This window comes from Streptomyces sp. NPDC096040 (assembly GCF_040303265.1).
Taxonomy (GTDB): domain Bacteria; phylum Actinomycetota; class Actinomycetes; order Streptomycetales; family Streptomycetaceae; genus Streptomyces.
The window spans coordinates 83,883-109,933 of sequence record NZ_JBEOTA010000001.1; the positions used below are offsets into that span (position 1 = coordinate 83,883).

Annotated in this window: 25 protein-coding genes; 15 read left to right on the forward strand and 10 right to left on the reverse strand. The window is 72.2% G+C overall.

Annotated elements, in window-relative coordinates:
- Positions 1 to 171 precede the first annotated feature (171 nt).
- Both ABTY98_RS00405 and ABTY98_RS00410 read left to right on the forward strand, forming a co-directional pair.
- Entirely contained in the window at positions 172 to 585 is a 414-nt protein-coding gene (locus tag ABTY98_RS00405; RefSeq protein ID WP_352218616.1) for an aggregation-promoting factor C-terminal-like domain-containing protein, read from the forward strand.
- A 200-nt stretch (positions 586 to 785) separates the two neighbouring features.
- Positions 786 to 1,472, forward strand: a complete 687-nt coding sequence (locus ABTY98_RS00410) for a YoaK family protein (RefSeq protein ID WP_352218617.1) — start codon at positions 786 to 788, stop codon at positions 1,470 to 1,472.
- Positions 1,473 to 1,599: 127 nt separating this feature from the next.
- Here ABTY98_RS00410 and ABTY98_RS00415 read toward each other — a convergent pair whose 3' ends face one another.
- Positions 1,600 to 2,835, reverse strand: coding sequence for a cytochrome P450 (locus ABTY98_RS00415; protein WP_352218618.1), 1,236 nt, complete (start codon positions 2,833 to 2,835; stop codon positions 1,600 to 1,602).
- A gap of 286 nt (positions 2,836 to 3,121) precedes the next feature.
- On the opposite strand from ABTY98_RS00415, the gene ABTY98_RS00420 reads away from it, so the two are divergent.
- Positions 3,122 to 4,291, forward strand: a complete 1,170-nt coding sequence (locus ABTY98_RS00420; RefSeq protein WP_352218619.1) for a steroid 3-ketoacyl-CoA thiolase — start codon at positions 3,122 to 3,124, stop codon at positions 4,289 to 4,291.
- A gap of 225 nt (positions 4,292 to 4,516) precedes the next feature.
- Here ABTY98_RS00420 and ABTY98_RS00425 read toward each other — a convergent pair whose 3' ends face one another.
- Entirely contained in the window at positions 4,517 to 6,559 is a 2,043-nt protein-coding gene (locus tag ABTY98_RS00425) for a bifunctional glycosyltransferase 87/phosphatase PAP2 family protein (RefSeq protein ID WP_352218620.1), read from the reverse strand.
- Positions 6,560 to 6,938: 379 nt separating this feature from the next.
- Between ABTY98_RS00425 and proP the strand changes: the two genes are divergently transcribed.
- The 3 genes from proP (at position 6,939) to ABTY98_RS00440 (ending at position 10,299) form a co-directional block, all read left to right on the forward strand.
- The gene (gene proP / locus ABTY98_RS00430) at positions 6,939 to 8,318 is read left to right on the forward strand and encodes a glycine betaine/L-proline transporter ProP (RefSeq protein WP_502994100.1); all 1,380 of its coding nucleotides are present in this window, start codon (positions 6,939 to 6,941) and stop codon (positions 8,316 to 8,318) included.
- Between the two features lie 103 nt (positions 8,319 to 8,421).
- Positions 8,422 to 9,570 (forward strand): DUF2330 domain-containing protein, encoded by a 1,149-nt coding sequence (locus ABTY98_RS00435; protein ID WP_352218621.1) that lies wholly within the window; start codon positions 8,422 to 8,424, stop codon positions 9,568 to 9,570.
- 57 nt (positions 9,571 to 9,627) lie between these two features.
- Entirely contained in the window at positions 9,628 to 10,299 is a 672-nt protein-coding gene (locus ABTY98_RS00440) for an O-methyltransferase (RefSeq protein WP_352218622.1), read from the forward strand.
- Between the two features lie 10 nt (positions 10,300 to 10,309).
- Here the strand turns inward: ABTY98_RS00440 and ABTY98_RS00445 are convergent, their stop codons facing one another.
- Positions 10,310 to 10,699: a hypothetical protein gene (locus ABTY98_RS00445; protein ID WP_352218623.1), complete on the reverse strand. Its 390-nt coding sequence runs from the start codon at positions 10,697 to 10,699 to the stop codon at positions 10,310 to 10,312.
- A 91-nt stretch (positions 10,700 to 10,790) separates the two neighbouring features.
- On the opposite strand from ABTY98_RS00445, the gene ABTY98_RS00450 reads away from it, so the two are divergent.
- Complete coding sequence (locus tag ABTY98_RS00450; RefSeq protein WP_352218624.1) at positions 10,791 to 11,222, forward strand: DnaJ family domain-containing protein; 432 nt, start codon at positions 10,791 to 10,793, stop codon at positions 11,220 to 11,222.
- On the opposite strand, the gene ABTY98_RS00455 is transcribed toward ABTY98_RS00450, so the two are convergent.
- Positions 11,211 to 11,789, reverse strand: a complete 579-nt coding sequence (locus ABTY98_RS00455; RefSeq protein ID WP_352218625.1) for a hypothetical protein — start codon at positions 11,787 to 11,789, stop codon at positions 11,211 to 11,213. The genes ABTY98_RS00450 and ABTY98_RS00455 overlap by 12 nt on opposite strands.
- Positions 11,790 to 11,794: 5 nt before the next feature.
- Positions 11,795 to 12,445 carry a hypothetical protein gene (locus tag ABTY98_RS00460; RefSeq protein ID WP_352218626.1) on the reverse strand — a complete coding sequence of 217 codons (651 nt, stop codon included), beginning with the start codon at positions 12,443 to 12,445 and terminating at the stop codon, positions 11,795 to 11,797.
- Between the two features lie 160 nt (positions 12,446 to 12,605).
- Here ABTY98_RS00460 and ABTY98_RS00465 point away from each other — a divergent pair, with 160 nt between their 5' ends.
- The gene (locus tag ABTY98_RS00465) at positions 12,606 to 13,232 is read left to right on the forward strand and encodes a dihydrofolate reductase family protein (protein WP_352218627.1); all 627 of its coding nucleotides are present in this window, start codon (positions 12,606 to 12,608) and stop codon (positions 13,230 to 13,232) included.
- Between the two features lie 11 nt (positions 13,233 to 13,243).
- Positions 13,244 to 13,741, forward strand: coding sequence for a GNAT family N-acetyltransferase (locus tag ABTY98_RS00470; protein WP_352218628.1), 498 nt, complete (start codon positions 13,244 to 13,246; stop codon positions 13,739 to 13,741).
- On the opposite strand, the gene ABTY98_RS00475 is transcribed toward ABTY98_RS00470, so the two are convergent.
- Entirely contained in the window at positions 13,734 to 15,767 is a 2,034-nt protein-coding gene (locus ABTY98_RS00475) for a DHA2 family efflux MFS transporter permease subunit (protein ID WP_352218882.1), read from the reverse strand. The two genes, ABTY98_RS00470 and ABTY98_RS00475, sit on opposite strands and share 8 nt — an antisense overlap.
- Before the next feature lie 172 nt (positions 15,768 to 15,939).
- Between ABTY98_RS00475 and ABTY98_RS00480 the strand changes: the two genes are divergently transcribed.
- Positions 15,940 to 16,878, forward strand: coding sequence for a peptidoglycan-binding domain-containing protein (locus ABTY98_RS00480; RefSeq protein WP_352218629.1), 939 nt, complete (start codon positions 15,940 to 15,942; stop codon positions 16,876 to 16,878).
- Positions 16,879 to 17,061: 183 nt separating this feature from the next.
- Here ABTY98_RS00480 and ABTY98_RS00485 read toward each other — a convergent pair whose 3' ends face one another.
- Both ABTY98_RS00485 and ABTY98_RS00490 read right to left on the reverse strand, forming a co-directional pair.
- Complete coding sequence (locus ABTY98_RS00485) at positions 17,062 to 17,718, reverse strand: HAD-IA family hydrolase (protein ID WP_352218630.1); 657 nt, start codon at positions 17,716 to 17,718, stop codon at positions 17,062 to 17,064.
- A 187-nt stretch (positions 17,719 to 17,905) separates the two neighbouring features.
- Complete coding sequence (locus ABTY98_RS00490; protein WP_352218631.1) at positions 17,906 to 18,487, reverse strand: TMEM165/GDT1 family protein; 582 nt, start codon at positions 18,485 to 18,487, stop codon at positions 17,906 to 17,908.
- 434 nt (positions 18,488 to 18,921) lie between these two features.
- On the opposite strand from ABTY98_RS00490, the gene ABTY98_RS00495 reads away from it, so the two are divergent.
- The 4 genes from ABTY98_RS00495 to ABTY98_RS00510 all read left to right on the forward strand — a co-directional run bounded on the left by ABTY98_RS00495 (position 18,922) and on the right by ABTY98_RS00510 (position 24,138).
- Positions 18,922 to 19,575 (forward strand): HNH endonuclease family protein, encoded by a 654-nt coding sequence (locus ABTY98_RS00495; RefSeq protein ID WP_352218632.1) that lies wholly within the window; start codon positions 18,922 to 18,924, stop codon positions 19,573 to 19,575.
- A gap of 173 nt (positions 19,576 to 19,748) precedes the next feature.
- On the forward strand, positions 19,749 to 21,374 hold the full coding sequence (locus ABTY98_RS00500) for an alkaline phosphatase D family protein (protein WP_352218633.1): 1,626 nt from the start codon (positions 19,749 to 19,751) through the stop codon (positions 21,372 to 21,374).
- A 128-nt stretch (positions 21,375 to 21,502) separates the two neighbouring features.
- Complete coding sequence (locus tag ABTY98_RS00505; RefSeq protein ID WP_352218634.1) at positions 21,503 to 23,416, forward strand: FAD/NAD(P)-binding protein; 1,914 nt, start codon at positions 21,503 to 21,505, stop codon at positions 23,414 to 23,416.
- Positions 23,417 to 23,571: 155 nt separating this feature from the next.
- The gene (locus ABTY98_RS00510; RefSeq protein WP_502994102.1) at positions 23,572 to 24,138 is read left to right on the forward strand and encodes a DedA family protein; all 567 of its coding nucleotides are present in this window, start codon (positions 23,572 to 23,574) and stop codon (positions 24,136 to 24,138) included.
- Between the two features lie 14 nt (positions 24,139 to 24,152).
- Here the strand turns inward: ABTY98_RS00510 and ABTY98_RS00515 are convergent, their stop codons facing one another.
- A complete protein-coding gene (locus tag ABTY98_RS00515) occupies positions 24,153 to 24,386 on the reverse strand; it encodes a DUF2277 domain-containing protein (RefSeq protein WP_352218636.1) in 234 nt (77 codons plus the stop codon).
- Between the two features lie 91 nt (positions 24,387 to 24,477).
- On the opposite strand from ABTY98_RS00515, the gene ABTY98_RS00520 reads away from it, so the two are divergent.
- The gene (locus ABTY98_RS00520) at positions 24,478 to 25,425 is read left to right on the forward strand and encodes a ketopantoate reductase family protein (protein WP_352218637.1); all 948 of its coding nucleotides are present in this window, start codon (positions 24,478 to 24,480) and stop codon (positions 25,423 to 25,425) included.
- Here the strand turns inward: ABTY98_RS00520 and trpF are convergent.
- Positions 25,422 to 25,994 (reverse strand): phosphoribosylanthranilate isomerase, encoded by a 573-nt coding sequence (gene trpF / locus ABTY98_RS00525; protein ID WP_352218638.1) that lies wholly within the window; start codon positions 25,992 to 25,994, stop codon positions 25,422 to 25,424. The genes ABTY98_RS00520 and trpF overlap by 4 nt on opposite strands.
- Between the last annotated feature and the right edge of the window lie 57 nt (positions 25,995 to 26,051).

Here is a 26,051-nt window from a genome sequence, read left to right on the forward strand (position 1 = left end):
ACCACAACTAGTAAAAGGGGTGATTGCGGACGGGTTTCCGGCCTGCTTCTCTGGACGACGTCGCCAGGCACCACCGGCCCCAAGCGGGCCACGGAGCCGACGCACACGGCCACCGCCTACGGGTGGTTCCGGAGCACGGCGACTCCCTGTCCCCGAAGAACGAGGTTCTCCGTGCCCGTGTCCATCATCCGCCGCATCGCCTCCCCGAAGAAGGTCCTCACCGCCGCCGCCGTGGCCGCCGCCACCGCCGGTATGGCGCTGAGCGCGGCGCCCGCCCAGGCCGCCACCACCTCGACCTCCTCCGCTCAGGCGATCGCGCACAAGATGATCCCGGACGCCGCGCAGTTCAACGCGTTCAGCAAGATCGTCTCGCATGAGAGCGGCTGGAACCCCAGCGCCACCAACAGCTCCTCCGGCGCCTACGGCCTGGTCCAGGCCCTGCCGGCCTCGAAGATGGCGTCCGCCGGTTCCGACTGGAAGACCAACCCTGCCACCCAGATCAAGTGGGGTCTGGACTACATGAACTCCCGCTACGGCAGCCCGACGGCCGCCTGGAGCTTCTGGCAGGCCAACGGCTGGTACTGAGCCGGCCGACCCGCTCCCCCCTGAACCTCGGCACCCTCGCCCCCTCCTCCCGGGCGAGGGTGCCGACGTATGTCCGGACGTGGTGGACTGGGGCCCCAGAGACCCTTGAGCTCCCAGAGACCCCAGAGATCCCGGAGACCCGGACCCACCGGGCTCCGGGCCCACCGAGCCACCTGGTCCCGCGCGCCCCCGGAGGAGCGATGCCCACGGCGACACCCGCCCGCGATCCCGAGACCCGCGGTGTGCGGATGGTCTTCGTCCTGCTGGCCCTGACCGTGATGGGCGGCCTGATCGACGCCGTCAGCTATCTCGGCCTGGGCCATGTCTTCACCGCGAACATGACCGGCAACGTGGTGATCCTGGGCTTCGCGGCCGCCGGGGCGCCCGGCTTCTCCGTCCCCCACTCGGCGACCTCCCTGGCCGCCTTCCTGCTGGGCGCGGCAGTGGGCGGCCGGGTCGCGGCCCGGTTCGGCGGCGGCTCCCGCAGGCGGTGGGTGCGGGTGACCCTGGCGGCGGAGGCGGTCCTGTTGGCCGTGTCGGCCGTGGTGGCCTTCGCCCGGCCCGACGGGACGGCGACCACGTACATCCTGATCGCGCTGACCGCCTTCGCGATGGGCCTGCGCAACGCCAACGTCCGCAAGCTGGGTGTCCCCGACCTGACCGCGACCACGGTCCTGACCACGACCCTGACCGGCCTCGTCTCCGAGTCCCGCCTCGGCGACGCCACCAACCCCCGCTCCCCGCGCCGCGCGGCCGCGGTCCTCGCGCTGATCGTCGGCGCGGTCCTGGGCGCCTGGCTGGTCCTCCACATCGACCTCGGCATCCCCCTGCTGATCGCGGCGGCGGTCCCCGGGGTACTGGCGGTGGTGGCGTCCGGGCGGGAGTGACTGCAGTGACGGCAGTGTGCGGTACCGGCGTCTCGGGGGAGGCAGGAACGGGGCGTGGGAAGGGGGTGCTCCTGCCTCCCTCGAGGCGGGCCGGCGGCGCCGGGAGCCGTCGGCCCGGGTCGGGGGCCTACGACGTGGTTACCCGGAGGTGCTTCACGCCGTTGATCCACGCGGAGCGGAGCCGGTCCGGGTCGCTGACCAGGCGCAGGCTCGGCATCGCATCGGCTATCGCGTTGAAGATCAGGTCGATCTCCAGGACGGCCAGCGACTTGCCCAGGCAGTAGTGGGGGCCGCCGCCTCCGAAGCCGAGGTGGGGGTTGGGGTCGCGGGTGATGTCGAAGGTGTCGGGGTCGGTGAAGACCTCGGGGTCGTGGTTGGCCGAGGCGTAGAAGACGCCGACCCGGTCGCCCTTGCGGATCAGCTTGCCGCCCAGCTCGGTGTCCTGGGTGGCCGTGCGCTGGAAGGAGTTGACCGGGGTCGCCCAGCGGACGATCTCCTCGGCGGCGGTCGACGGGCGCTCGCGCTTGTAGAGGTCCCAGGCCCCGGGGTGGGTGAGGAAGGCGTGCATGCCGTGGGTGATGGCGTTGCGGGTGGTCTCGTTGCCGGCCACCGCGAGCATCAGCACGAAGAAGCCGAACTCGTCGGAGTTCAGGTTGCCCTCGTCCTCGGCCGCCACCAGCGTGGAGACGATGTCCTGCGCCGGGCACTGCTTGCGGTCGGCGGCCATGTTCATCGCGTAGGCGATCAGCTCGGTGGCCGACTCGGCGCCCACCTCCTCGGTGATCGCGTACTCGGGGTCGTCGTAGGAGATCATCTTGTTGGACCAGTCGAAGATCTTGGCCCGGTCGTCCTGGGGGATGCCGATCAGTTCGGCGATCGCCTGGAGGGGGAGCTCGCAGGCGACCTCGGTGACGAAGTCGAAGGGTCCGGAGTGGGCGCGGGCGGATGCGACGATCGCCCCGGCCCGGTCGCGCAGCCGCTCCTCCAGGGCGCGGATGGAGCGTGGGGTGAAGCCGCGCTGGATGATCTGGCGGACCCGGGTGTGCTCGGGCGGGTCCATGTTCAGCAGGATCAGCCGCTGGGCGTCGACCGCGTCCCGCGGTATGTGCTCGGTGAAGCGGATGATCGCGGTGTTGAGCCAGGACGAGAAGATCTCGGGGTGCGTGGAGACGTACCTGACGTCCGCGTGCCGGGTGACGGCCCAGTAGCCGTCGTCCGCGAAGCCGGCGATGCCGTGGGTCTGTTCGATCCAGCGGACCGGTTCGGCCCGGCGCAGCTCGGCGAACTCCGGGAGCGGCACGCGGTGATGGAGCAGATCGGGGTCGGTGAGGTCGAACCCGTCGGGCAGCGCGGGACAGGGCATGGCGACTCACTCCCACCGTGTACGAACCTGGATACGTATGCCTTGCGACTGCCTTACGACAGCCTTCTGACGGGCCATCAGAAATGGCCGGTTGCCGTGAAGGTAGTAACGGGTTCTACAAGTCGCAAGGGGCACGGTCACTCCAATTGCATGCACCCCTCTTGCGGTTGTGGACGGGGTGTCAGCAGACTGCAGACAGAACTAGTACGCGTTCTAGTTCTGCGTGGCGGGCCGGGCCGGGACGCCCCTGCGCCGCGCGGGTGACCGAGGAGAGGACCGAGCCCCCATGGCCGCGGAACCCGTGATCGTCGAAGCCGTACGCACCCCCATCGGCAGGCGCGGTGGCGCGCTCGCCAATCTCCACCCCGCCTATCTCCTGGGCGAGACCTACCGTGAACTCCTCGGCCGCACCGGCATCCCCGCCGACTGCGTCGAGCAGATCGTCGGCGGCACGGTGACCCACGCCGGCGAGCAGTCCATGAACCCCGCGCGTACGGCCTGGCTGACCGTGGGGCTGCCGTACGAGACGGCGGCCACGACCGTCGACTGCCAGTGCGGCTCCTCGCAGCAGGCCTCGCACATGACCGCGAACATGATCGCCGCCGGGGTCATCGACGTCGGGATCAGCTGCGGGGTCGAGGCGATGTCGCGAGTGCCGCTGGGCTCCGGCTCCAAGCACGGGCCGGGCAAGCCCTTCCCCGACGAGTGGAACGTCGATCTGCCCAACCAGTTCGAGGCCGCCGAGCGCATCGCTCGCCACCGGGGCCTGACCAGGGAGAACGTCGACTCGCTCGGGCTGCTCTCGCAGGAGCGGGCGGCGCACGCCTGGGCCGAGGAGCGCTTCAAGCGGGAGACCTTCGCCGTGCAGGTGCCGACGACGGAGGAGGAGCAGCACGCCGGTCAGGGCATGTGGCGTCTTGTCGACAAGGACGAGGGCCTGCGGGACACGTCCATGGAGGCGCTGTCCGGCCTGAAGCCGGTGATGCCGACGGCGGTCCACACCGCGGGCAACTCGTCCCAGATCTCCGACGGCGCGGCGGCCATCATGTGGGCGTCGAAGCGGATGGCCCGCGCCCTGAAGCTCCGCCCCCGGGCCCGGATCGTCGCCCAGGCCCTGGTCGGCGCCGACCCGCACTTCCACCTCGACGGCCCGATCGACGCGACCCGGGCCGTGCTCGGCAAGGCGGGCATGACCCTGAGGGACATCGACCTGGTCGAGATCAACGAGGCGTTCGCGTCGGTGGTGCTGAGCTGGGCCCAGGTCTTCGAGCAGGACCTGGACAAGGTCAACGTCAACGGCGGCGCGATCGCCCTGGGCCATCCGGTGGGAGCCACGGGCGCCCGCCTCATCACCACGGCCCTGCACGAACTGGAGCGCACGGACAAGGAGTTCGCCCTGGTGACCATGTGCGCGGGCGGCGGCCTGGCCACCGGCACGATCATCCAACGGCTCTAGGACCTGTCTGGCAGTTCCCGTCTGCCTCGCGACGCCATGCACGCACTCTCGCCGCACCGGGCGCAGACCCGAGTACGTCCAAAACGAGCGCCTACACCCGGCACTCCCCCAGCCTCCGGCCGGGGGACCCCCAGAGCACGCACCTGACGCCGCGAGGCCGCCCTCCGGGCGACGACGGGATTCGTCAGACAGGCCCTCGGCCTGCCCGCAGGGGCGGTGCGGGCGTCAGCCCGGCGCCGGTACCGCCTCCCGGTCCTTGTCGTTGACCGCCGCCGCCTTGACCATCCGGGCCCGCGGGCCCTGCAGCAGATACCCCACCCCGAAGCCCGCGCCGACCACCGCCGCGCCGCCCACCGCGTCCAGGACCCAGTGGTTGCCGGTGGCGATGATCGCCGAGACCGTGAAGAGGGGGTGGAGCAGGCCGAGGGCCTTCATCCACCACTTCGGGGCGACGACGGCGATCACGATCCCGCACCACAGCGACCAGCCGAAGTGCAGCGAGGGCATCGCCGCGTACTGGTTGGTCAGCTGGGTGAGGGTGCCGTAGTCCGGCTTGGCGAAGTCCTGCGGACCGTGGACCGTGTCGATGACACCGAGGCCCGGCAGCAACCGCGGCGGCGCCAGCGGGTAGAGCCAGAAGCCGATCAGGGCGAAGGCGGTGGCGAAGCCGAGGGCGGTGCGCGCCCAGCGGTAGTCGACCGGGCGGCGGACGCAGAGCACCGCGAGGACGGTCAGCGGGACGACGAAGTGGAAGGACTCGTAGTAGAAGTCGAAGAAGTCCCGCAGCCAGCCGATGCCGTACACGGCGTGGTTGGCCCAGTGCTCGATGTCGAGGTGCAGGAACCGCTCGATGTCGAGGATCTGGTGCCCGTGGTGCTCGGCCCGGGCCCGCCCGGAGGTGCCGTTCCCGTCCCCGGCGGCGGCCAGCCGGATCTGCTGGTAGGCGAAGTAGACGAGCCTCATCGCGAGCAGTTCGAGGAAGAGGTTCGGCCGGGTCAGCACCCGGCGCAGCGAGGGGGTCAGCGGCACCCGGCGGAAGCGGGCCGGCACCGGCTCCGCGTAGTTTGTCGGGATGGGCCGGGCGAACTCCGCTGCGGTACGGGACAGGAAGGGTACGACCGTGGCCGCGGCCAGGGCGGCCAGCAGGACGGCGTTGTCACGCACGGGGACGAAGAGGGACGGGTTCGGCAGCAGTGCTTTGGCGGGCAACGTCATCACCAGGACCACCACTACCGGCCACACGGACCGGTCGGCGGCGCGCCGCCCGGCCCGCCCGACCACCGCGAGCAGCACCCACAGCAGCTGGTGCTGCCAGGCGGCCGGTGACACCGCCACCACCGCGCAGCCGGTGATCGCGACCGCGAGCAGCAGCTGCCCGTCCCGGGCGTAGCGCACCGCGCGGCGCAGCGCGAGCACGGCCACGGTCGCGGCGAGGGCCAGGAACAGGACTATCTCCAGCGGGCCGCTCAGCCCGAACCGCAGCAGGGCGCCGTGCAGCGACTGGTTGGCGAGCGCGTCGGCCTTGCCGCCGAGGCCGACGCCGGCCATGTGGTGGACCCAGTAGGTGTACGAGTCGTGCGGCATCGCCGCCCAGGCCAGCGCCGTGCACGCGGCGAAGGTGACGCCGGTGGCGATCGCGGCCCGGCGACGGCCGGTGAACCACAGCAGCGGGGCGAACAGCAGCACGGCCGGCTGGAGGGCGGCGGCCAGGCCTATGCAGAGCCCGCCGGCCCGCTCCCCGCGCACGGCGAAGCAGCCGAGCAGGACGAGGAGCACCGGGATGATGCTGGTCTGGCCGAGCCAGAGGGTGTTGCGGACCGGCAGCGAGAGCATCAGCAGGCTGATGGCGACCGGGGCGGCCAGCAGCGCGGTACGGCGGCTCACCGGCTGGGGCAGCGCCCGGGCGGCGACCAGGCCGAGGGCGACCACCAGCAGCAGCGTGCCGAAGGTCCAGCCCCAGCCGAGGGCCTGCTCGGCGGCCCTGGTGAGCGGCTTGAGCACCAGCCCGCCGAACGGCGAACCGGTGAACCGCGTCGAGTCGTAGAGCGAGCCCTTGACGTGCAGCACGCCCTCAGGGCCGACCCAGGTCTCCAGATCCGTCAGCCGCTCCCCGCTCGGGGTGCCGAGGACGGCGGCCATCTGCCGTACGGCGAGGATCGCGGCCACCGCCCACAGGCCGAGCCGGGCCATCCTGAACCGTGTTCCCGGCTCCGCTCCCGCTCCCCCGAACGCGCCCCCCGGTCTCCCACTGTGCTCCACGTTCGCCACGCCCCGTCGGCCTCCCGCCCCGCTCGTCCGCTCTGACAACCCTGAGAACCCTGAGAACCCTATGAGGCTCCCACCCCCTTCGGACAGAGACGCAGGCAACCTCTTCTTCACCTGACGTCCGCCCATGTTTTGTCCGGAAGACGGCAGTGCGCAGGGGGCGCGGTTGCCTCGATCGGGCGCGACAAGGATCACAGTGCGCGGCCCGCATACGACCGTGGGATCGGGCATACGTCCCTGCACACACCGCATTTAGCTGCACAATGCACGGATGCGTGTACGCGACGTAACGGGCCCAAATTCTCCTATCGTCGCTTTCCGACCCGTCCGGCGCCGCACGGGCCGCGCCCCTGTCCCCGTCGAAAGGTAGGCGAGCCCCGTTTTGGCGACCGCCACAGCCGTCAACCCGTCCGTCAAGATCCCCGGCCCCCGCACTGCCACCCGACCGCCGACCGTCACCGACCCGGCACTGGTCAAGCGCGCCGTGAAGGCGGCCGCGCTCGGCAACGCCATGGAGTGGTTCGACTTCGGCGTCTACAGCTACATCGCGGTGACCCTGGGCAAGGTCTTCTTCCCGTCCGGCAACCCGACCGCCCAGCTGCTGTCGACGTTCGGCGCCTTCGCCGCGGCCTTCCTGGTCCGCCCGCTCGGCGGCATGGTCTTCGGCCCGCTCGGCGACCGGGTGGGCCGCCAGAAGGTCCTCGCCGTCACCATGATCATGATGGCGGCCGGCACCTTCGCGATCGGCCTGATCCCCTCGTACGCGACGATCGGCGTCGGCGCCCCGATCCTGCTCCTCGCCGCCCGCCTGGTGCAGGGCTTCTCGACCGGCGGCGAGTACGCGGGCGCGTCCACGTTCATCGCCGAGTACGCGCCGGACAAGAAACGCGGCTTCTTCGGCAGCTGGCTGGAGTTCGGCACGCTGGCCGGCTACATCGGCGGCGCGGGCCTGGTCACCCTGATGACGGCCCTGCTCTCCGACGGCGACCTCACCTCCTGGGGCTGGCGCATCCCGTTCCTGATCGCGGGCCCGATGGGCATCATCGGCCTCTACCTGCGGATGCGCCTGGAGGAGACCCCCGCGTTCGCCGCGGAGGTCGAGAAGTCCGAGCGGTCCCGCCCGAAGGTCCCGCTGCGCGAGATGATCACCGGCCAGTGGAAGGCCCTGCTCCTGTGCATGGCACTGGTCCTGGTCTTCAACGTCACGGACTACATGTTGCTGTCGTACATGCCGAGCTATCTGACGAGCGAGCTGAAGTACGACGAGACGCACGGCCTGCTGGTGGTCCTCGCCGTCATGGCCCTGATGATGATCGTCCAGCCGTTCGCCGGCGCGCTGACCGACCGCGTCGGCCGCCGCCCGGTGATCGCCGCGGGCTGCGCGGGCTTCCTGTTCCTCTCCGTCCCGGCCGTGCTGCTGATCCGCCAGGGCAGCCTGCTGGCCGTCGGCCTCGGCATGGGCGCCCTGGGCCTCCTCCTGGTCTGCTTCACGGCGGCGATGCCGGCGGCCCTCCCGGCCCTCTTCCCGACCCGGGTCCGCTACGGCTCCCTGTCGATCGGCTTCAACGTCTCGGTGTCCCTGTTCGGCGGCACGACCCCGCTGGTGGTGACGGCCCTGATCGGAGCGACCGGCAACATGATGATGCCCGCGTACTACATGATGGCGGCCGCGGTCATCGGCGGCTTCGCGGCCTGGCGCATGACAGAGACAGCGGGCAAGCCGCTGCCGGGCTCGGCCCCTTCCATAGAAGGAGCCGACTGAGACGCGCCCCTCACCCCGCCCTGTCCGGAAGAGCTCACGGAACTCTGCCCTCCGCTATACCGTCTGTAGTCCTGATCGACGGTACGGCGGAGGGCATCGGTTCATGATCGGCCAGCGGCGACCCCGCCGACGCACACGTTTACTCACGGTCCTCCTCATCCTCGCCGGCATCCAGCTCGGCCGGCTCTCCGGTCCCGCCTTCGCCTGCGGCGCCCTCGTCCCCGGCGACCAACGACAGGTCACCGTCGGCCGGGAGGAGTCGGTCCTGCGCTGGGACGGCACCCGCGAACAGATCGTGATGCGCCTGACGGTCGACGGCGACGCCGACCGTGCCGCCTGGATCATGCCCGTCCCGCACCGCGCCACCGTCGCCCTCGCCGACCCGGCCCTCTTCGACCAGCTGCACACCCTCACCGCCCCGGTGCGGCGCACCCGGTACCACTTCTGGCCCCAGAACGGCGACTGGCCCCTCACCACCGGCGGCAGCACCACCACGGGCCCGCCCGACGGCGCCGCGAAAGCCCCCCGCGTCGGCGTGGTCAGCCGCCGGCGGCTCGGCCCGTTCGACGTGGCCCAGCTGACCGCCACCGACCCCGGCGCCCTGGACGGCTGGCTGCGCAGCAACGGCTTCCCCCTCCCGCCCCGCCTGGACACCGCGCTACGGCCGTACGTCGAGCAGCGCTGGGAGTACGTCGCGGTCAGGCTCGCCCCCGAGACCGCGGGCTCCGCGCTGAACGGCGCCCTCGACCCGCTGCACCTCGCCTTCGCCAGCGACCAGCCGGTCTACCCGATGCGGCTGTCCAAGCTCGCGGCCACCCCGCAGTCGCTGGGCCTGTACGTGCTCGCCGCACACCGCATGGAGCCACGCGCGGCGATCGGCGGCGAGCGCCCGAGGATCGTCTACGCCGGCCGCCTCAGCCGTCCGACCGGCGATCTCCGCGAGCTCGCCGCCGGCACCCCGTACCTGACGGCGATCGGCCAGGAGCTCCCGTACCCGTCCCGGATCTCCGACGACCACGTGCTGCACCGGGCATCCTCGGACACCCCCTTCCAGCAGATCGTCTACCAGGACCGGCTGCGCGAGGCAGCCGGGATCCCGCTGTGGCTGCTGACGGTCGGCGCCGCGCTGCTGCTGGTCGTGACGGTCACCTCCCTGGCGGCCGTACGACGCTCCCGCCGCCCCGCCGTACCGCCACCGCCGGTGCAGCCCCCACCGCCGGTGCCGCCAGCGCCCCCTGCGCCGCCTCAGTAGTGCTAAGCAGGTAACTGTCAGTGGACGGTTACCGGATTTCCGAAAGGCAGCGGACGCATGAGCGGCTCTCAGCTCTGGGACGACGTCGACTTCTACTTCACAAGCCACCTCTCACCGAACGACGAGGCGCTCCAGGCGGCTCTGCGCGAGAGCGAGGCCAGCGGCCTCCCGCACGTCAGCGTGACCGCCAGCCAGGGCAAGCTGCTCCAGCTCCTCGCGCAGATCCAGGAAGCCCGGAACATCCTGGAGATCGGCACCCTCGGCGGCTACAGCACCATCTGGCTGGCCCGCGCCCTGCCCGCCGACGGCAGGCTGATCTCGCTGGAGTACAGCGCCCGACACGCCGAGGTCGCGGTCCGCAACATCGCCCGCGCCGGCCTGGAGAAGCTCGTCGAGGTGCGGGTCGGCCCCGCCCTGGAGTCGCTGCCCAAGCTCGCCGACGAGAACCCGGCCCCCTTCGACCTGGTCTTCATCGACGCCGACAAGGCGAACAACCCGCACTACGTGGAGTGGGCGGTGCGGCTCACCCGCACCGGCAGCCTGATCGTCGTCGACAACGTGGTGCGCGGCGGCCGGGTCGTCGAGGCCGGGAACAGCGAACCGGACGTGGTGGGCACCCGCGCCGCGATCGAGCTGATCGCCACCCACCCGAGGCTGAGCGGCACGGCGATCCAGACGGTCGGCAGCAAGGGCTACGACGGCTTCGCCCTGGCCCGGGTGCTCGACTGAGGGGTGCTGCTCAAGCCTCGTGGTAGAAGCCCACGTTGACGCTGCGCGGGGCGGTGCGGTCCCGGACGACGATCTCGCCGGAGCCGCCCCGGGGCAGCGCGACCGTGCCGCCGTACCCGATGGCCTGGGCGTACTCACCGACGGTCAGCAGTACCTCGGCGGACGGTTCGGCCTGGGAGCCGCGCAGCCAGGTGACCTGCCAGCCGCCCTCGGGTCCGCACAGGAACTCCAGGTGCACCCGGGAGACGAACAGCCAGTCGTCGGGCGTGGTGAGCCGGCAGACGGCGGCATCGCGGCCCACTCGCAGCACGGCGCCCGGTTCGCTGGGCGCGTCGGCCATGAGCATTCCGGCCGTCTCGCCCGCGTCCCCGGACACGGAGGCCATGGTGAGTTCGAGCACGTGCGTTCCCCCTGCGCGGTTCCTGAATCGTTCCTGGATCTCCGGCGCATGATAAAACGCCCGGCGGGGCGGCGTCCGGCACAATGAAGTCATGACCGAGCGAAAGCCACCCGGGGTGCCGTTCGAGTCCTGGGTCGACAAGCAGATCCGTGATGCGCAGCGGCGCGGTGACTTCGATCAACTCGCGGGCGCGGGCGAGCCGTTGCCGGCGGACCTGGACACGTCGTACGACGAACTGTGGTGGATCAAGCGGAAGTTGGCCCGGGAGGGCCTGGCGGTGCTGCCTCCGGCCCTCGCGCTGCGCAAGGAGGCCGAGGACGCCCTGGCGGCCGCCTACGCGGCCGCCTCGGAGCGGATCGTCCGCAAGATCATCACAGAGGTCAACGTGAAGATCCGGGACATGATGTTCAAGCCACCGCCCGGGCCCCCGCTGGGCAAGAAGCCGTACGACGTCGAGGAGGTCGTACGCGAGTGGCGGGAGCGCCGGGCGGCGGCCGGGGCGGGACCGGACTCAGATGTGTAGCAGCCGGTCCGCCAGTTCGCGGTAGTCGCGCAGGGCCAGCCGGAGCTGTTCCGTGTCGGCCGCGCCGGGGTGGTCCCCTTCGGTGGCCTGCCAGCTGCCGCGCAGGGTACGGCGGCGGCGCTCGACGGCGTCGGTGAGGCGGGCACTGAGCTCCTCGACGGCCCGGTCGGCCTCCTCCACGGCCGCGCGCGGCTCGTCGACGAAACCGGTGACCGCGTGCTGCAGGCGCCGCTCCAGCTGGCCGCACTCCTCGGTGGGCATCAGCCGGTCGCCGTCCGGCGTCAGCCGGCCGTCGCGTCCCGCGTCCCTCTCGTGGCCCGGCCCGTCGCCGGCCACCAGCACCGACTGCCCGGGCGCCTCCCGGTCGTCCGGACGCTCAGGTGCGATGCCCGGCTCCGCTGCGATGCCCTGCCCCGCTGCGACGTCCTCCCGCCCGGGGGTGACCCCGCCGACGGAGGCGTCGCCCCAGTCGGCCGTCCGCTCCTCGCGTCCCGGCGTCGGTTCGCCGCCGGGATATATGTCGCCGCGCCCCGGCTCGCGGCCGGTTCCTGTCCTCGCGTCGGTCATGTCGGTCAGCTCTCCTTCGGGCGGCTCCGGTCGGCGGACCAGGGCAGATGGCCGCCGGTGTCGGCACCGACACCGGCGCGGTGGCGGCCGGCGCCGCCGGCCGACGGGGTGATCAGGTCGTCGAAGAGGGAGCGGGCCTCGATCATGGCCGTGCGCATCTCCTCGGTACCCGCCCGGCTCTGCGAGGCCCCGCCCATGGGCTCCTGGGCGACGCGGTGGAGGCGGCGGTAACCGTCCACGTGGTCCGCGTGGTGCACCGACAGTGCGGCGACCTGGTCCTCGTACTCGGCACCGGCCGGGAAGCCACGGGCGGCCGCCACTTCGGCGAGCAGCCGGTCGATCTCGGTCACTGACTGCTGGGGCGAGTCGACGAAATGTTCCTGTGCGGTCGTCCAGCGGGCCGCGTAGCGTTCGCGCTCCGCCGACTCCAGCGGCCGCTCGTGCAGGTCGCCGTGGCGCTGCACCCGCTCGGTGAGCTCCTGCTCGGCCGCCTTTGTGTCGCCGCCGTGCTGGGCCACGACCCGCTCGTACTCGGGCCCGAAGCGCCGCTTCAGGCCGTGCGGGCTGCTGCTCCTGGAGCGCGCGGCCGCCAACACGGCCGCGACGACGACCACGGCGGCCACGATCACAATCGCGATGATCAAGCCTGTGGACATGGTTGCCTTCCGGTGTCTCGGCCCGACGGGCCGGCTCGTCCTCCGGGTGACCCGCACGGCGCCCGGCAAACAGCCGCCGGGAATTCACCGGTGCAGTGTGTCGATCCGGCGCGGGCCCGTTCGACGCAGGGGTGAAGGCACCGAGACCGAGGAGATTGTCATGGGTGAGGTCATCGCACGGCTGGCCATGTCGCTGGACGGGTACATCGCGGGTCCGCGCTCCGGACGGGAGTATCCGCTGGGCGTCGGCGGGGAGCGGCTGCACTCGTGGGTGTACGGGCTGCGGACGTTCCGTCGGATGCAGGGGATGGCGGGCGGGGCGGGTGGCCCGGACGACGAGCTGCTCGCCGAGCATGTGGAGCGGCCGGGCGCGGTGGTCATGGGGCACGGCATGTACATCACCGGCGAGATCCCGTGGGGCGACGAGCCGCCCTTCCACCTGCCGGTGTACGTCGTCACGCACCACCCGCGCGGGTCGGTCGTCAAGGAGGGCGGCACGGTCTTCCACTTCGTCACCGAGGGCCCTGAGCGCGCCCTGGAGCTGGCCCGGGAGGCGGCCGGCGACAAGGACGTCTCGCTCGCCGGGGGCGCCGACCTGGTCCAGCAGTTCATCCGCGACGACTGGCTCGACGAACTCGTCCTGCACGTCGTCCCCGTTCTGGCGTGCGGCGGCCGGCGCCTGTTCGACAACGTCGGCGACGAGCACATCGAGTGGCGGAAGACGCAGGTGGTGGACTCCCCCGAGGTCACGCATATCCGGTTGCGCAGGCAGCCCGAGTCCGTCTGATATTGGGGCCCATGACCGCCTGGACCATCGCCCCGGAACACCCCGGCTCGCCCGTGGCCGCCGCCCTGTGGCGGGCGTACTACACCGAGGTCAGCGACCGCTGGTACCTGCGCCACGAGGGCCGGCGCACCGACCCGGCCGAGCTGGAACGGGAGATCGCCGCCCGGCCGGGATCCGAACTCGCCCCACCCACCGGGCGGTTGCTGGTCGCGCGGTACGACGGTGCGCCGGCCGGCAGCGCGGGCGTACGGCTCCTGGACGCGGCGACCGCCGAGCTCACCCGGGTCTTCGTGCACGAGGGACTGCGCGGCCGGGGCGGCGCGGCCCTGCTGGTCGCCGCCGCCGAGGACACGGCTCGCACGCTCGGGGCCGGGCGGATCGTCCTGGACACCCGCACCGACCTCGTGGAGGCCCGTGCCCTGTACGCACGGCTCGGCTACACCGAGACCGAACCGCACAACGACGACATCTACGCCGAGCACTGGTTCCGCAAGGAACTCGTCAACTGATCTGCCGGGGCGCCGGTTTCTGCGGCTGCTCGCGTTCGGCGCCGCACAACTCGTCGGTCAGCTCCCGCACCAGGCGGTCCAGGTCGGTGGGCCGGTCCTGGCCCCACCAGTCGCCGAGCAGGTCGGCCAGCGACTCCTCGCGGGCCCTGGCGAGCCGGTCGGCGATCACGCGGCCCTGCTCGGTCAGGGTCAGGCCGAGGCCCAGGCGGTCGGCGAGGTGCCGCTCCTCCAGCTGGCGGGCGCCCTCCAGGACGACGGCCATCGGGACGGGGCCGCGCTCGGCGAGCCGACCCGGCTCCACCGAGCCGTACCTGCGGATCCGCAGCAGCAGCCAGCCGGCCGCGGGCAGCAGGTCCACCCCCGCCCGCTCGTTGATCTTCCGGTAGACCTCCCGGCGGCCCTCGCGGGTGCCGAGCAGCGACAGGGCCCGGCAGCACTCGTCGTACGACGACCGCTGCACCGGGTTGGGCGGGATGGTCTCCGACGCGTCCGGTGCGGTGACCGAGCCGCGCAGCCGGTCCTCCTTGAGGAACCAGGCGAGGACGAAGCCGAGAGCGGCCACCGGAGCGGCGTACAGGAAGACGTCGGTGATCGAGGACGCGTACGCGTGCAGGGCCGCAGGCCGCAGCGCGGGCGGCAGGTCGGCGATGCCGCGCGGGTCCGCCTTGAGGGCGCCCGGAGTGACACCGGGCGGGAGGCGGACGCCGTGGAAGGCGCCGGCCAGCTTGTCGGCGAGGCGGCTCGCGAAGACGGAGCCGAAGATGGCCACGCCGAAGGAGGCACCGATGGAGCGGAAGAAGGTCGCGCCGGAGGTGGCGACGCCGAGATCCTCGTAGGCGACGGAGTTCTGCACGATCAGCACCAGCACCTGCATGACCAGTCCGAGGCCCAGGCCGAAGACGAAGAAGTAGCTGCTCATCTCGAGCGTCGAACTGTGTTCGTCGAGCCGGTGGAGCAGCAGCAGCCCGAAGGCGGTGACGGCGGTGCCGGCGATCGGGAAGACCTTCCAGCGACCGGTGCGGCTGACGATCTGGCCGGAGAGGGTGGAGGACAGCAGCAGGCCGATCACCATCGGCAGCATGTGCACACCCGACAGGGTCGGCGAGATGCCCTGCACGACCTGGAGGAAGGTCGGCAGATAGGTCATGGCGCCGAACATCGCGAAGCCGACGATGAAGCTGATCACGGCGGCGAGCGAGAAAGTGCGGATACCGAAGAGCTTCAGCGGGAGCACGGGTTCGGCGGCCCGCCGCTCGACGGCCACGAAGGCGAAGGCCAGCAGCACCCCGAGCACCGCGAGCCCGATGATCTGCGGCGACCCCCAGCGCCATGTCGTCCCGCCCAGCGAGGCCACCAGCACCAGGCAGGTGGCGACGGCGGCGATCAGGAACGTGCCGGGATAGTCGATGCGGTGGCGGGCGGTCCTGCGCGGTATGCGCAGCGCGGCGGCGATCACGACGAGGGCGACCACGCCGACGGGCAGGTTGACGTAGAACACCCAGCGCCAGCTCAGATGCTCGGTCAGCACCCCGCCGAGCAGCGGCCCCAGCACGCTGGTCGCGCCGAAGACGGCTCCGAACAGCCCCTGGTAGCGCCCCCGTTCGCGCGGCGGCACGATGTCCCCGACGATCGCCATCGACAGCACCAACAGCCCGCCGCCGCCCAGCCCCTGCAACGCGCGGAAGCCGATCAGCTCGCCCATGTTCTGGGCCATCCCGCACAGGGCCGACCCGACGAGAAAGATCACGATCGCCGTCTGGAAGAGCCGCTTGCGCCCGTACTGGTCGCCGAGCTTGCCCCACAGCGGGGTGGCGGCCGTGGAGGCCAGCAGATAGGCGGTGACCACCCACGACAGATGCTCAAGCCCGCCCAGGTCACTGACGATCGTCGGCAGCGCGGTCGACACGATGGTCTGGTCCAGCGCGGCCAGCAGCAGGCCGAGCAGCAGCGCACCGATCGGTACGAGCACATTGCCGGGTACGTGCTCCGCGTCCTTCGCCTGGGTGTGCGTCATGTCCAGGGCCATGGAGACCTCCCGGGTGCTTTCAGCCATCTTCCATCGTGGAGGCTGTCACCCGGTATGGCCCGTCGAGCCCCCTTCGTACCCCCTGAGACAAGGGGATCCGGCGAACGTACGTGTGGGCGCCCCGCATAATCTGTGGAGTTCGTGAGGGTTCGTGAAGGGAGGGACGAACGCCGTGAGGGATACGACCGGGGGCCACCGGTGCCCGGAGTGCGGGACACCGAGGGGTGCGGACAACACGCCCTCCTGCGACTGCACCCGGCGGGCGTCCGACGCGCTGCGCGAGGCGCGTACGGTCGAACAGGCGGCCGCGGAGGACTTCGACCCGCTGCGGATACGGCCGTACGTCGATCTCTCCGCGGCCGGTACGGGGGCCGACGGCGCGAAGACCGAGCCGTTGCCGGCGGTCGACCCCGCGACCGTGCCGGTGCGGGCGGTACCGGAGTCGGCGGGCGCCGCCCCGGAGCCCGACGGCGCGTCCGAGACCTCCCCTGACCAGGGCGAACCCCGCCGACGCCGCCCTCGGTGGATCCTGGTCCTCTCGGCCGCCGGGGCGGTGATCGGGATCCTCGTGGTGGCCGGTTTCGCCGGCGGACTGTTCGCCCATGTGACGCCGACGCGGGACGGGGCGGCGCCGGCGGACGTCCGCGAGAGCGTCCCCGACGTGACACCGAGCACGGGGTCGCCTTCGGCGGCGGCGCCGGTGGCCTCGGCGGGAGCCCCGAGGTCGGCCGTGCCGTCCGCGTCCGCCGACGCGAGCGCGTCGCCCACGCCCTCCCCCTCACGGACGGCGAGCGCGAGTCCGTCCGTCACCGCGTCCCGCTCGGCCACGCCGAACCGGTCGGCGTCGACGACCGGCACGGCGGCCGCCTCCGCCCGGCCCACCTCGGCACCGGTCCTCCGCCCCGGCGACAGCGGCGCCGAGGTGACGGAGCTCCAGCAGCGGCTGGCGCAGCTGAGGCTCTACTCGGGCAGGGCGGACGGTGACTACGACCGCAGGACCGAGGACGCGGTGCGGACGTACCAACTGGCGCGGGGGATCCTGACCGACGAGTCAGGGGTGTACGGGACGGCTACGCGAGCGGCGCTGGAGTCGGAGACGACCGAACCGTAGGAGCCGGTCCCGGTTGTGGGCGAGTGCGGGCCGGGTGGGGGCTGGTCGCGCAGTTCCTCGCGCCCCTTACGGGGCGCTTCGGCCGCCGCTCCTTCTCAGCCGCGGGCAGTCGTGCCGCTGGGGCGGCACGGGTGGGCGCGGGCGAGGCCCTGCAAGCGCCGGTAAGCGTCTACGCCCCCAGCCTCAGCCGAGGTGCACCCGGAGCGAACCGTCCCCCAGCGCCTCCACCCGTACCCCCGTCAGGTCCCGCACCACCGCATCCGGCCCGTGCACGGCCGCCCGGGCCCCGACACCCACCACCCGCATCCCGGCCGCGCGCCCCGCCGCGATACCCGCGCCCGAGTCCTCGAACACCACACAGTCCGCCGGAGCGACCCCCAGCTCGGCCGCCCCCTTCAGAAAGCCCTCGGGGTCGGGCTTGCTCGCGCCGACCGACTCCGCCGTGATCCGCACCGCCGGCAAGGGCAGCCCGGCCGCAGCCATCCGTGCCGTCGACAGCGGCACGTCCGCCGAGGTCACCAGGGCGTGCGGCAGCCCGCTCAGCGCGGCGAGGAAGGCCGCGGCACCCGGGACCTCCACCACGCCGTCCATGTCGGCGGTCTCCTCGGCCAGCATCCGCGCGTTGTCCGCGAGGTTCTGCTGCATCGGCCGGTCCGGCAGCAGCACCGCCATGGAGGCGTGCCCCTGGCGGCCGTGGACGACCTTCATGACCTCGTCGCCGTCCAGCCCGTGCCGCTCGGACCAGCGCCGCCAGATGCGTTCGACGACGGCGTCGGAGTTGACGAGGGTGCCGTCCATGTCGAGCAGGAGGGCGCGGGCGGTGAGGACGGTGGCCGTCATCGGGCAGCTCCTAAGCAGGCCGGGCAAAGCAGAACAGAGCGGCCCCGCCCGCCGGTCAGGGAAAACGGACGGGAGCCACTTTGTTTCTCCACGGTACAAAACGGGGACGCCATCCCGCCACCGCCTTCGCCGAGCGTTCACCGAGTCTTCAGCCGGCATGGACGACGCTCACCGGGGCGCGTCCGGCTCAGCCCGCGATCGCCTCCCACAGGCTCCACACGCCCAGCACCAGCATCAGCACGGCCGCGATCTGCGTGATCAGCCGCAGCGGCACCCTCTTCATCAGCGCCTTGCCGCCGACGATGCCGAGTCCGGCCACCGCCCACAGGCCGAGCACCGCGCCGAGGCCGACGGAGAGCGGGTCGTCGTACCGCGCCGCGAGGTTCGCCGTCATGATCTGCGTGAGGTCACCGAACTCGGCGACCAGGATGAGCATGAACCCGGTGCCGGCGACCTTCCAGAAGGACTGGTCGGCGGGCTTGCGGATCTCCTCTTCCTCCTCGTCCTTCTTCAGCAGGAGCACGGCCGCGCCACCGAGGAAGAGCACGCCGGTCAGGGCGTGCACGATCTGCTGCGGCAGCAGGGTCAGCACACTGCCGGCCGCGACGGCGAGCACGACATGCAGGAGGAAGGCTGCCGCGACGCCGGCGAAGACGTAGGACGCCCGGTAGCGCGTGCCCAGGACGAGGCCGGCGAGCGCGGTCTTGTCGGGCAGTTCGGCGAGGAAGATGACGCCGAAGACGAGCGCCGTGACGGTGATGCTGATCAAGGGTCCTCAATCGGTCGGGGCCACCCCACCGAGAGTGCTGCACTTCGCGCGGTACACACGACACCTCGGCACGGCAGCACACATGGTCCACCCGCGCCGCAGGGACGGCACAGGTGTGCACTGCTTGGCCGAAGGTCTCGCTGGCGGTCCCACGATCGAGCCGATCGAGGTCCGCCTCCGGGCGCCGGCTCAGACGGGCTGAGCAGTATGTCGACGGTCCGGCGAAGAGCTACTCCCCTTCAACGCCGTCCACGGTACGTGACCACCGCGCCGAAACCCAAGGCCGAAAGTCCCGCCTGTGAGTCATGTCGCACACTTTGTTGTGTCATGTGCACGCCATTAACTTCTTACCGCACGCTTACCCATCGGCAACACGAGGCCGCGAGCATTCCCTCGCCCGCGCTCCAACACCCCACCCTCACCAGGGAGTTCGCATGGCTCGCAGCTCAACGTTCTACGCGCGTCGACGTGCCAGCATACTCGCGGCACTCACCGCACTGATAGCCTCCGCCACACTGTTCAACTCCCCGACGGCCTCCGCCGCCCTTCCCACCCCGGTCAGCGGCGCCACCGCCCGCAGCTACCTCGCCTCGCTCACCGTGGCCACCGAGAACCGCACCGGCTACGCGCGCGACCTGTTCCCGACCTGGGACACCATCAGCGGCACCTGCAACACCCGTGAGTGGATCCTCAAGCGCGACGGTTCGAACGTCGTCACCGACTCCGCCTGCACCGCCACCAGCGGCAGCTGGTACTCCCCGTACGACGGCGCCACCTGGACCGCCGCCTCCGACGTCGACATCGACCACCTGGTCCCGCTCGCCGAGGCCTGGGACTCCGGCGCCGGCAAGTGGACCACCGCCCAGCGCGAGGCCTTCGCCAACGACGTCACCCGCCCGCAACTCCTCGCCGTCACGGACAACGTCAACCAGTCCAAGGGCGACCAGGACCCGGCCACCTGGATGCCGTCACTCACGTCCTACCGCTGCACCTACGTCCGCGCCTGGGTCCAGGTGAAGTACTACTACGGCCTCTCGGTCGACTCCGCCGAGAAGAGCGCGCTCACCAGCTACCTCTCCGGCTGCTGACCCACCCGGCAGACAGGCCGGCAGCCAGAAGGTCCCGCTTTCCCCCGCATTCCGGCCACGCTCCGCTCTCTTTCCGCGCTCTTTCCCGCGCCGGAGCCTCCCCGCTGACCTCCGTCGTTCCGTACCGTACGGGGCGACGGAGGCGAACCGACCGGGAAAGAGGGCGGGCGAACGTGGCCGGACTGCGCCTGGGACCACTGCTGAGGTACACCGACGGCTCGTCGGCGACCGTCTGGGTCGAGACGAGCCGTCCGTGTACGGCCGAGGTGCGCTGCCCGGACGGCGCCGGCGGCACCACACGCACCTTCCAGGTGGCGGGCCACCACTACGCCCTGGTCCCGGTCAGCGGGCTGACACCGGGGACCTCGACGTCGTACGACGTCCTCCTGGACGGCACGCGGGTGTGGCCGTTGCCGGAGTCCCGATTCCCGCCGTCGGTGATACGCCTCCCCGCCGAGGACGACGAGCTGCGGGTGACCTTCGGCTCCTGCCGCTGGGCCGCTCCCCCGGCCGACGGTCAGGACCCGGTCGGCCCCGACGCCCTGGACAGCCTGGCCGCGCGTGTCGCCGCCGGCGGTGAACGGCCGGACGTACTGCTCCTGTTGGGCGACCAGGTGTACGCCGACGAGACCTCGGAGGAGACCCGGCGCTGGCTGGCCGCCCGCCGCGACCTGTCGGACCCGCCCGGCGCCGAGGTCGCGGACTACGAGGAGTACACCCGCCTCTACTACGAGTCCTGGCTGGATCCCGAGGTCCGCTGGCTGCTGTCCACCGTGCCCAGTTACATGATCTTCGACGACCACGACGTCATAGACGACTGGAACACCTCCGCCGCCTGGCTGGCCGACGTACGGGCCACGCCCTGGTGGCAGGAGCGGCTGCTCAGCGGGCTGATGTCGTACTGGGTGCACCAGCACCTGGGGAACCTCTCCCCGGCCGAGCTGGCCGCCGACCCGCTCTATACGGCCGTACGCGACTCCCCCGACGGCACCGACGAGTTGCGCGCCTTCGCCGCCAAGGCCGACGCCGACCCCGCCTCGGTGCGCTGGAGTTACCGGCGCGACTTCGGGCGGGTGCGGCTGCTGATGGTGGACACCCGGGCGGCGCGGGTGCTGGACGAGCGGAACCGGTCCATGCTCGAACCCGGCGAGGCCCAGTGGCTGCGCGAACAGGCTTTGGCCGACCGGGAGTCGTACGACCATCTCCTGGTCGGCACCTCGCTGCCCTGGCTGCTGCCGCACCTTGTACACGACCTGGAAACCTGGGACGCGGCGCTGTGCCGGGGCGAACGAGGCACCCGCTGGGCGGAGTTCGGGGAGCGGCTGCGCCGCGGGGCCGACCTGGAGCACTGGGCGGCCTTCCCCGCCTCCTTCGCCGAACTGGCCGGCCTGATCGCCCGCACCGGCTCGGGCCCCGAGGCACCCGCGTCGATCTGTGTGCTCTCCGGGGACGTCCATCACGCCTACGTCGCCGAGCCCGCGTGGCCGGCCGACACCGCACCCGCCTCTCGTGTGCTGCAACTCACCTGCTCGCCCGTCCACAACTCCGTGCCACCGACGATCCGGGCCGGCTTCCGGTTCGGCTGGAGCGCCCTGGCCCGGCTCCTCGGGCGGCGGCTCACCCGGCACGGACGCTGTGCACAACCACCGGTGACCTGGCGGAAGAGGGGCGGCCCCTGGTTCGGCAACCAGCTCATGACGCTGACCCTGCACGGCCGTTCGGCCCGGCTGCGGCTGGAACGGGCCCGGCGGAACGGAACCCTGAAGACCGTGGAGGAGTCCACCCTCACCACCTCATGAGGGACATCTGAGGCTAGTGGGGCGCACGTTGGCTTCTGTTAATCGCGACGGCATGATGAGGCGGACCGTCCGCTTCCTGACGCTGTGCGGGCGGTGTTCCTGCCAAGCGCCCCACACGCCCGGGAGTCATGTCTTTGTCCGCCTCGCCCCAGGAATCCGCCCCGGTCGCCGTCGCCCTGGTCGGCGCCGGACCGCGCGGCACCAGCGTCCTGGAACGCCTCTGCGCCTCCGCACCCGAGCTGCTGCCCCCGGGATCGCGCCTCACGGTCCATGTGATCGACCCGGCGCCGCCGGGCCCGGGCCGGGTCTGGCGTACGACGCAGTCCGCGGAGCTGCTGATGAACACCGTGGCGAGCCAGGTCACCCTGTTCACCGACGACAGCGTGGAGTGCTCGGGCCCGGTCCGGCACGGCCCCAGCCTTCACGAGTGGGCGGCCGGCGAGCTGGACCCCGACGACTACCCGACCCGCGCCCACTACGGCCGCTACCTGGAGTGGGTGTTCGCGAGAACGGTCGCCCGGGCACCGGAGGCGGTCCGGATCGAGACGCATCACGCCCGTGCCGTACGGCTCGCCGACGACTCCGACGACCCCGAGGGCCTCGACGGGCGCCAGACCCTCACCCTCGACGACGGCCGTACCCTGCCCGGCCTGGCGGCGGTGGTGCTGGCCCAGGGCCACCTCCCGGCGACGGCGACCCCCGAGGACCGCCGCCACCTGGCACACGCCGCCCGGCACGGCCTGCGCCACATACCGCCCGCCAACCCGGCCGACGTCGACCTCGCCCCGATCGCACCCGGCGAACCGGTGCTGCTGCGCGGCCTCGGCCTCAACTTCTTCGACCACCTGGCCCTGCTGACCACCGGCCGGGGCGGCCGTTTCACCCGCACACCGGCCGGCGGCCTGCGCTACACGCCCTCGGGCCGCGAGCCCCGCCTCTACGCGGGCTCCCGGCGGGGCGTCCCGTACCAGGCGCGCGGCGACAACGCCAAGGGCCCGTACGGCCGTCACACCCCGCTGCTGCTCACCCCCGAGGTGATCGCGGGCCTGCGCAAACGCGCGGACTCCGGCGAGGCCCCCGACTTCCTCGCGGAGGTCTGGCCGCTGGTGGCGAAGGAGGTGGAGACGGTCTACTACACGGCACTGACCGGAGACCCGGACCTCACCGAGCGCTTCCTCGCGGCCGACGGCCGGCGCGCGGAGACCGCCGTACTCGACGGGGCCGGCGTCCCGGAGGCGGACCGCTGGTCCTGGGAGCGCCTCCAGCACCCGTACGGAGAGCGGGAGTTCGACGGTGCGACGGACTGGCGCGACTGGCTCCTGCGCCACCTCCGCGAGGACGCGGCCCAGGCCGCCCTCGGCAATGTGCGCGGCCCGCTCAAGGCGGCCCTGGACGTGCTGCGCGACCTGCGCAACGAGATACGGCTGGTCGTCGACCACGGCGGCCTGACCGGCGCCTCCCGGAGGGCCCACCTGGACGGCTGGTACACCCCGCTCAACGCGTTCCTGTCCATCGGCCCGCCCCGCCGACGCGTCGAGGAGCTGGCCGCGCTGCTGGAGGCGGGCGTGGTGGAGGTGCTGGGCCCCGGTCTGGAGGTGGCCCGGGGTGACGGCGCATGGGTGGCGCGCTCCCCGAAGGTACCCGGCTCGGCGGTCAGGGTGACCACGCTCATAGAGGCCCGCCTCCCGGACCCCGACCTGCGCCGCACCGCCGACGAACTGCTGGCCGGGCTGCTGCAGGAGGGCGCGTGCCGCCCGCACACGGTGGACGGCCATGAGACCGGCGGCCTGGACGTGACGCCGCGCCCGTACCGGCTGATCGACCGCCAAGGCATACCGCACCCGAGGCGGTTCGCCTTCGGAGTGCCCACGGAGGGCGTGCACTGGGTGACCGCGGCGGGGGCCCGACCGGGCGTGGACTCGGTGACCCTGTCGGACGCGGACGCGATCGCACGGGCGGTCCTCCGGACGGCCACGACCGGGACCGGGGAGCAGCCGGAGGCGGCGCGGGGTGCCGAGCGGGACACGCCCGTGGCCGCTTAATCCTTTGCTTGTTTCGCGAACCCCCCGCGAAACTCCTGTCACACCCCCCGCGTACGCTCTATGGCTGTCGTCGGGGGGCGCAACTGGACAATCACGGGGGAACCGTCGTGTGGGAAAGCATGGGGTCACTGGAGGCCGGGCCATGGATATACGCCATGGTGGCCCTCTCCGTGCTGCTTGATGTGTTCCTGCCGATCCTGCCCAGCGGCGTGCTGGTCATCACCGCGGCCACGGCAGCCGCGGCGGGCACCGGGGCGGCTCCCGGGCAGGTCCCGCACGTCATACCGGACATCCTCGCGCTGACCTTCTGCGCCGCCGCCGCGTCGGTCCTCGGCGACCTGGTCGCCTACCGGCTGGCCTCGCGCGGCGGGGCCCGCCTGGACCGCGCGATCGCCCGCTCCCGACGGCTGAGCAGCGCGCAGGAACGTCTCGGCGAGGCGCTGTCCCGGGGCGGCGGCGCGCTGGTCGTACTGGCCCGCTTCGCGCCGGCCGGCCGCTCGATCGTCTCCCTCGGCGCCGGGGCGACCCACCGCCGCGTCCGCGACTTCCTCCCCTGGTCCGCCCTGGCCGGCCTGACCTGGGCGGTCTACAGCGTCGCCCTGGGCTACCTGGGCGCCCAGTGGCTGGGCGCGACCTGGGTGGCGACGGCGGTGTCGGTCATGGCGCTGTTCGGGGCGGGGGCGGGAGCGGGGTATCTGATGCGAAGACGCCGACCGGCGTAGTCAGAGACGCGGACTCACCCGGCGGCTTCGCGCACGGCCTGTCCACGCACCTCCAGCCCCCCGAGCAGCTCGGCGGTGGCCTCCGCCACCGCGTCCACCGCCCGCTCGAACACCTCCCGATTGTGTGCGGCCGGCGCCCGGAACCCGGACACCTTCCGTACGTACTGCAACGCGGCAGCACGGATCTCCTCCTCCGTGGCCTCCTCGGCCAGCTGAGGCGGACGCAGGGTCTTGATGCTCCGGCACATGTCCCCAGTCTCCCGCAGCCCCCTCCCTCCTGCGAGGATCGTCCCGAGGCGGCCACCGCTCCCGGGGCCGACCGACGAGAGGACAGCCCCCATGACGAACACGCCGAGCACTCCGGACAGCCCGCATGCTCCGAACGCACCGGGCCCCCGGCTCACCGTCGCCGTTCTCGGTCCCGGTGGTGTGGGCGGCCTGCTCGCGGCCCTGCTCTCCCGCTCCGGGCACCGCGTGCTGTGCCTGGCCGGCGAGGAGACGGCCCACACCCTCCGTACCAGCGGAATCCACGTCCGCAGCACCGTGTTCGGCGACTTCACCGCCCCCGTGGACGCCGACACGACCCTCCGTGAACCGGTCGACGCCTGCCTGATCACCGTCAAGGCCACCGCCCTGGACGCGGCCCTCACCCGGATCCCGCCCACGGCCCTCGGCGACGCCCTCCTCGTACCGTTCCTCAACGGCGTGGAGCACCCCGCCCTGCTGCGCGCCCGCTACGCCCCCGACCGCGTGGCCCCCTCGGTGATCCGCGTCGAGTCGACCCGCACGGCCCCCGGCCTGATCGAACACACCAGCCCCTTCGCGGAGATCGACCTGGCCGGCGCCAAGGTCCCCCGCCCCCGCCTGGAGGCCCTGGCCGGGGCCCTCACCGCGGCCGGCCCGGTCGCCCGCGTCCTGGACGACGAGACCGCGGCCCTGTGGGCGAAGATGTCGTTCCTCGCGCCCTTCGCCCTGCTCACCACCCGCTACGGCCTCCCCCTCGGCGAGGCCCGCACCCGGCACCGGGAGGAACTGGCCTCGCTCGTCGCGGAGACGGCCGCGGTCAGCCGCGCCTGCGGCGCCCCGGTCGACCAGGCGCAGGCCCTGGCCCGGTACGACGCCTTCCCGCCCGCCGCCAAGTCCTCGATGCAACGTGACGCGGAGGCGGGCCGCCCCCTCGAACTCGACGCGATCGGGGGCGCGTTGCTGCGGGCGGCGGACCGTCACGGCGTACCCGTGCCGGTGACGGCCCGTATCGTGCGGGAGTTGCGCGAAGCCGGACGCTAGTGGCCGTCCCGCCCGGGGGTCCGGGCCGCGGCGATGAAAGAAGCCATCTTCTCGCGGCTCTTGACCCCCGGCGCGGTCTCGACACTGCTGGAGACATCCACCCCGTAGGGGCCGAAGGCCTCGATGACACCGGCCACGTTGTGTTCGTCGAGGCCGCCGGCGATGACGACCTTCCCGGGTACGTCCGCGACCCAGGCGGGGATGTCGGCGAACACCCCGCTGCCCGCGCTGGCGTCGTAGAAGAAGTACTGCAGGGCCTCCGGCCGCTCGGGCGGGGTGCCGGCGGCGAGGGCGAGGTTCGGGACGGCGGCGGTCTCGTAGATCTGGACGGTGTCGAAGTGCTCGGCGACCTCGGCCGTCTCGGCGTACGTCAGGGCCACGGCGAAGACCGGGATCCGCCCGCGGGCGTACCCGGCGAGTTCCACGGCCCGCCCGGGCGGACAGTACCGCCTGCTCTTCGGGGTCACGACGATCCCGACCGCGTCGTACCCCAACTCGACCGCCCAGTCGATCTGCTGCTCCTGGGTGAGCCCGCACACCTTCACGAACGTCGACTGCTGCCCGCTCATCCTGCCCCGTGCTCCGTCCTCCCGCCCAGCGGGAACGCGATCGTGCCGCCCAGGGTC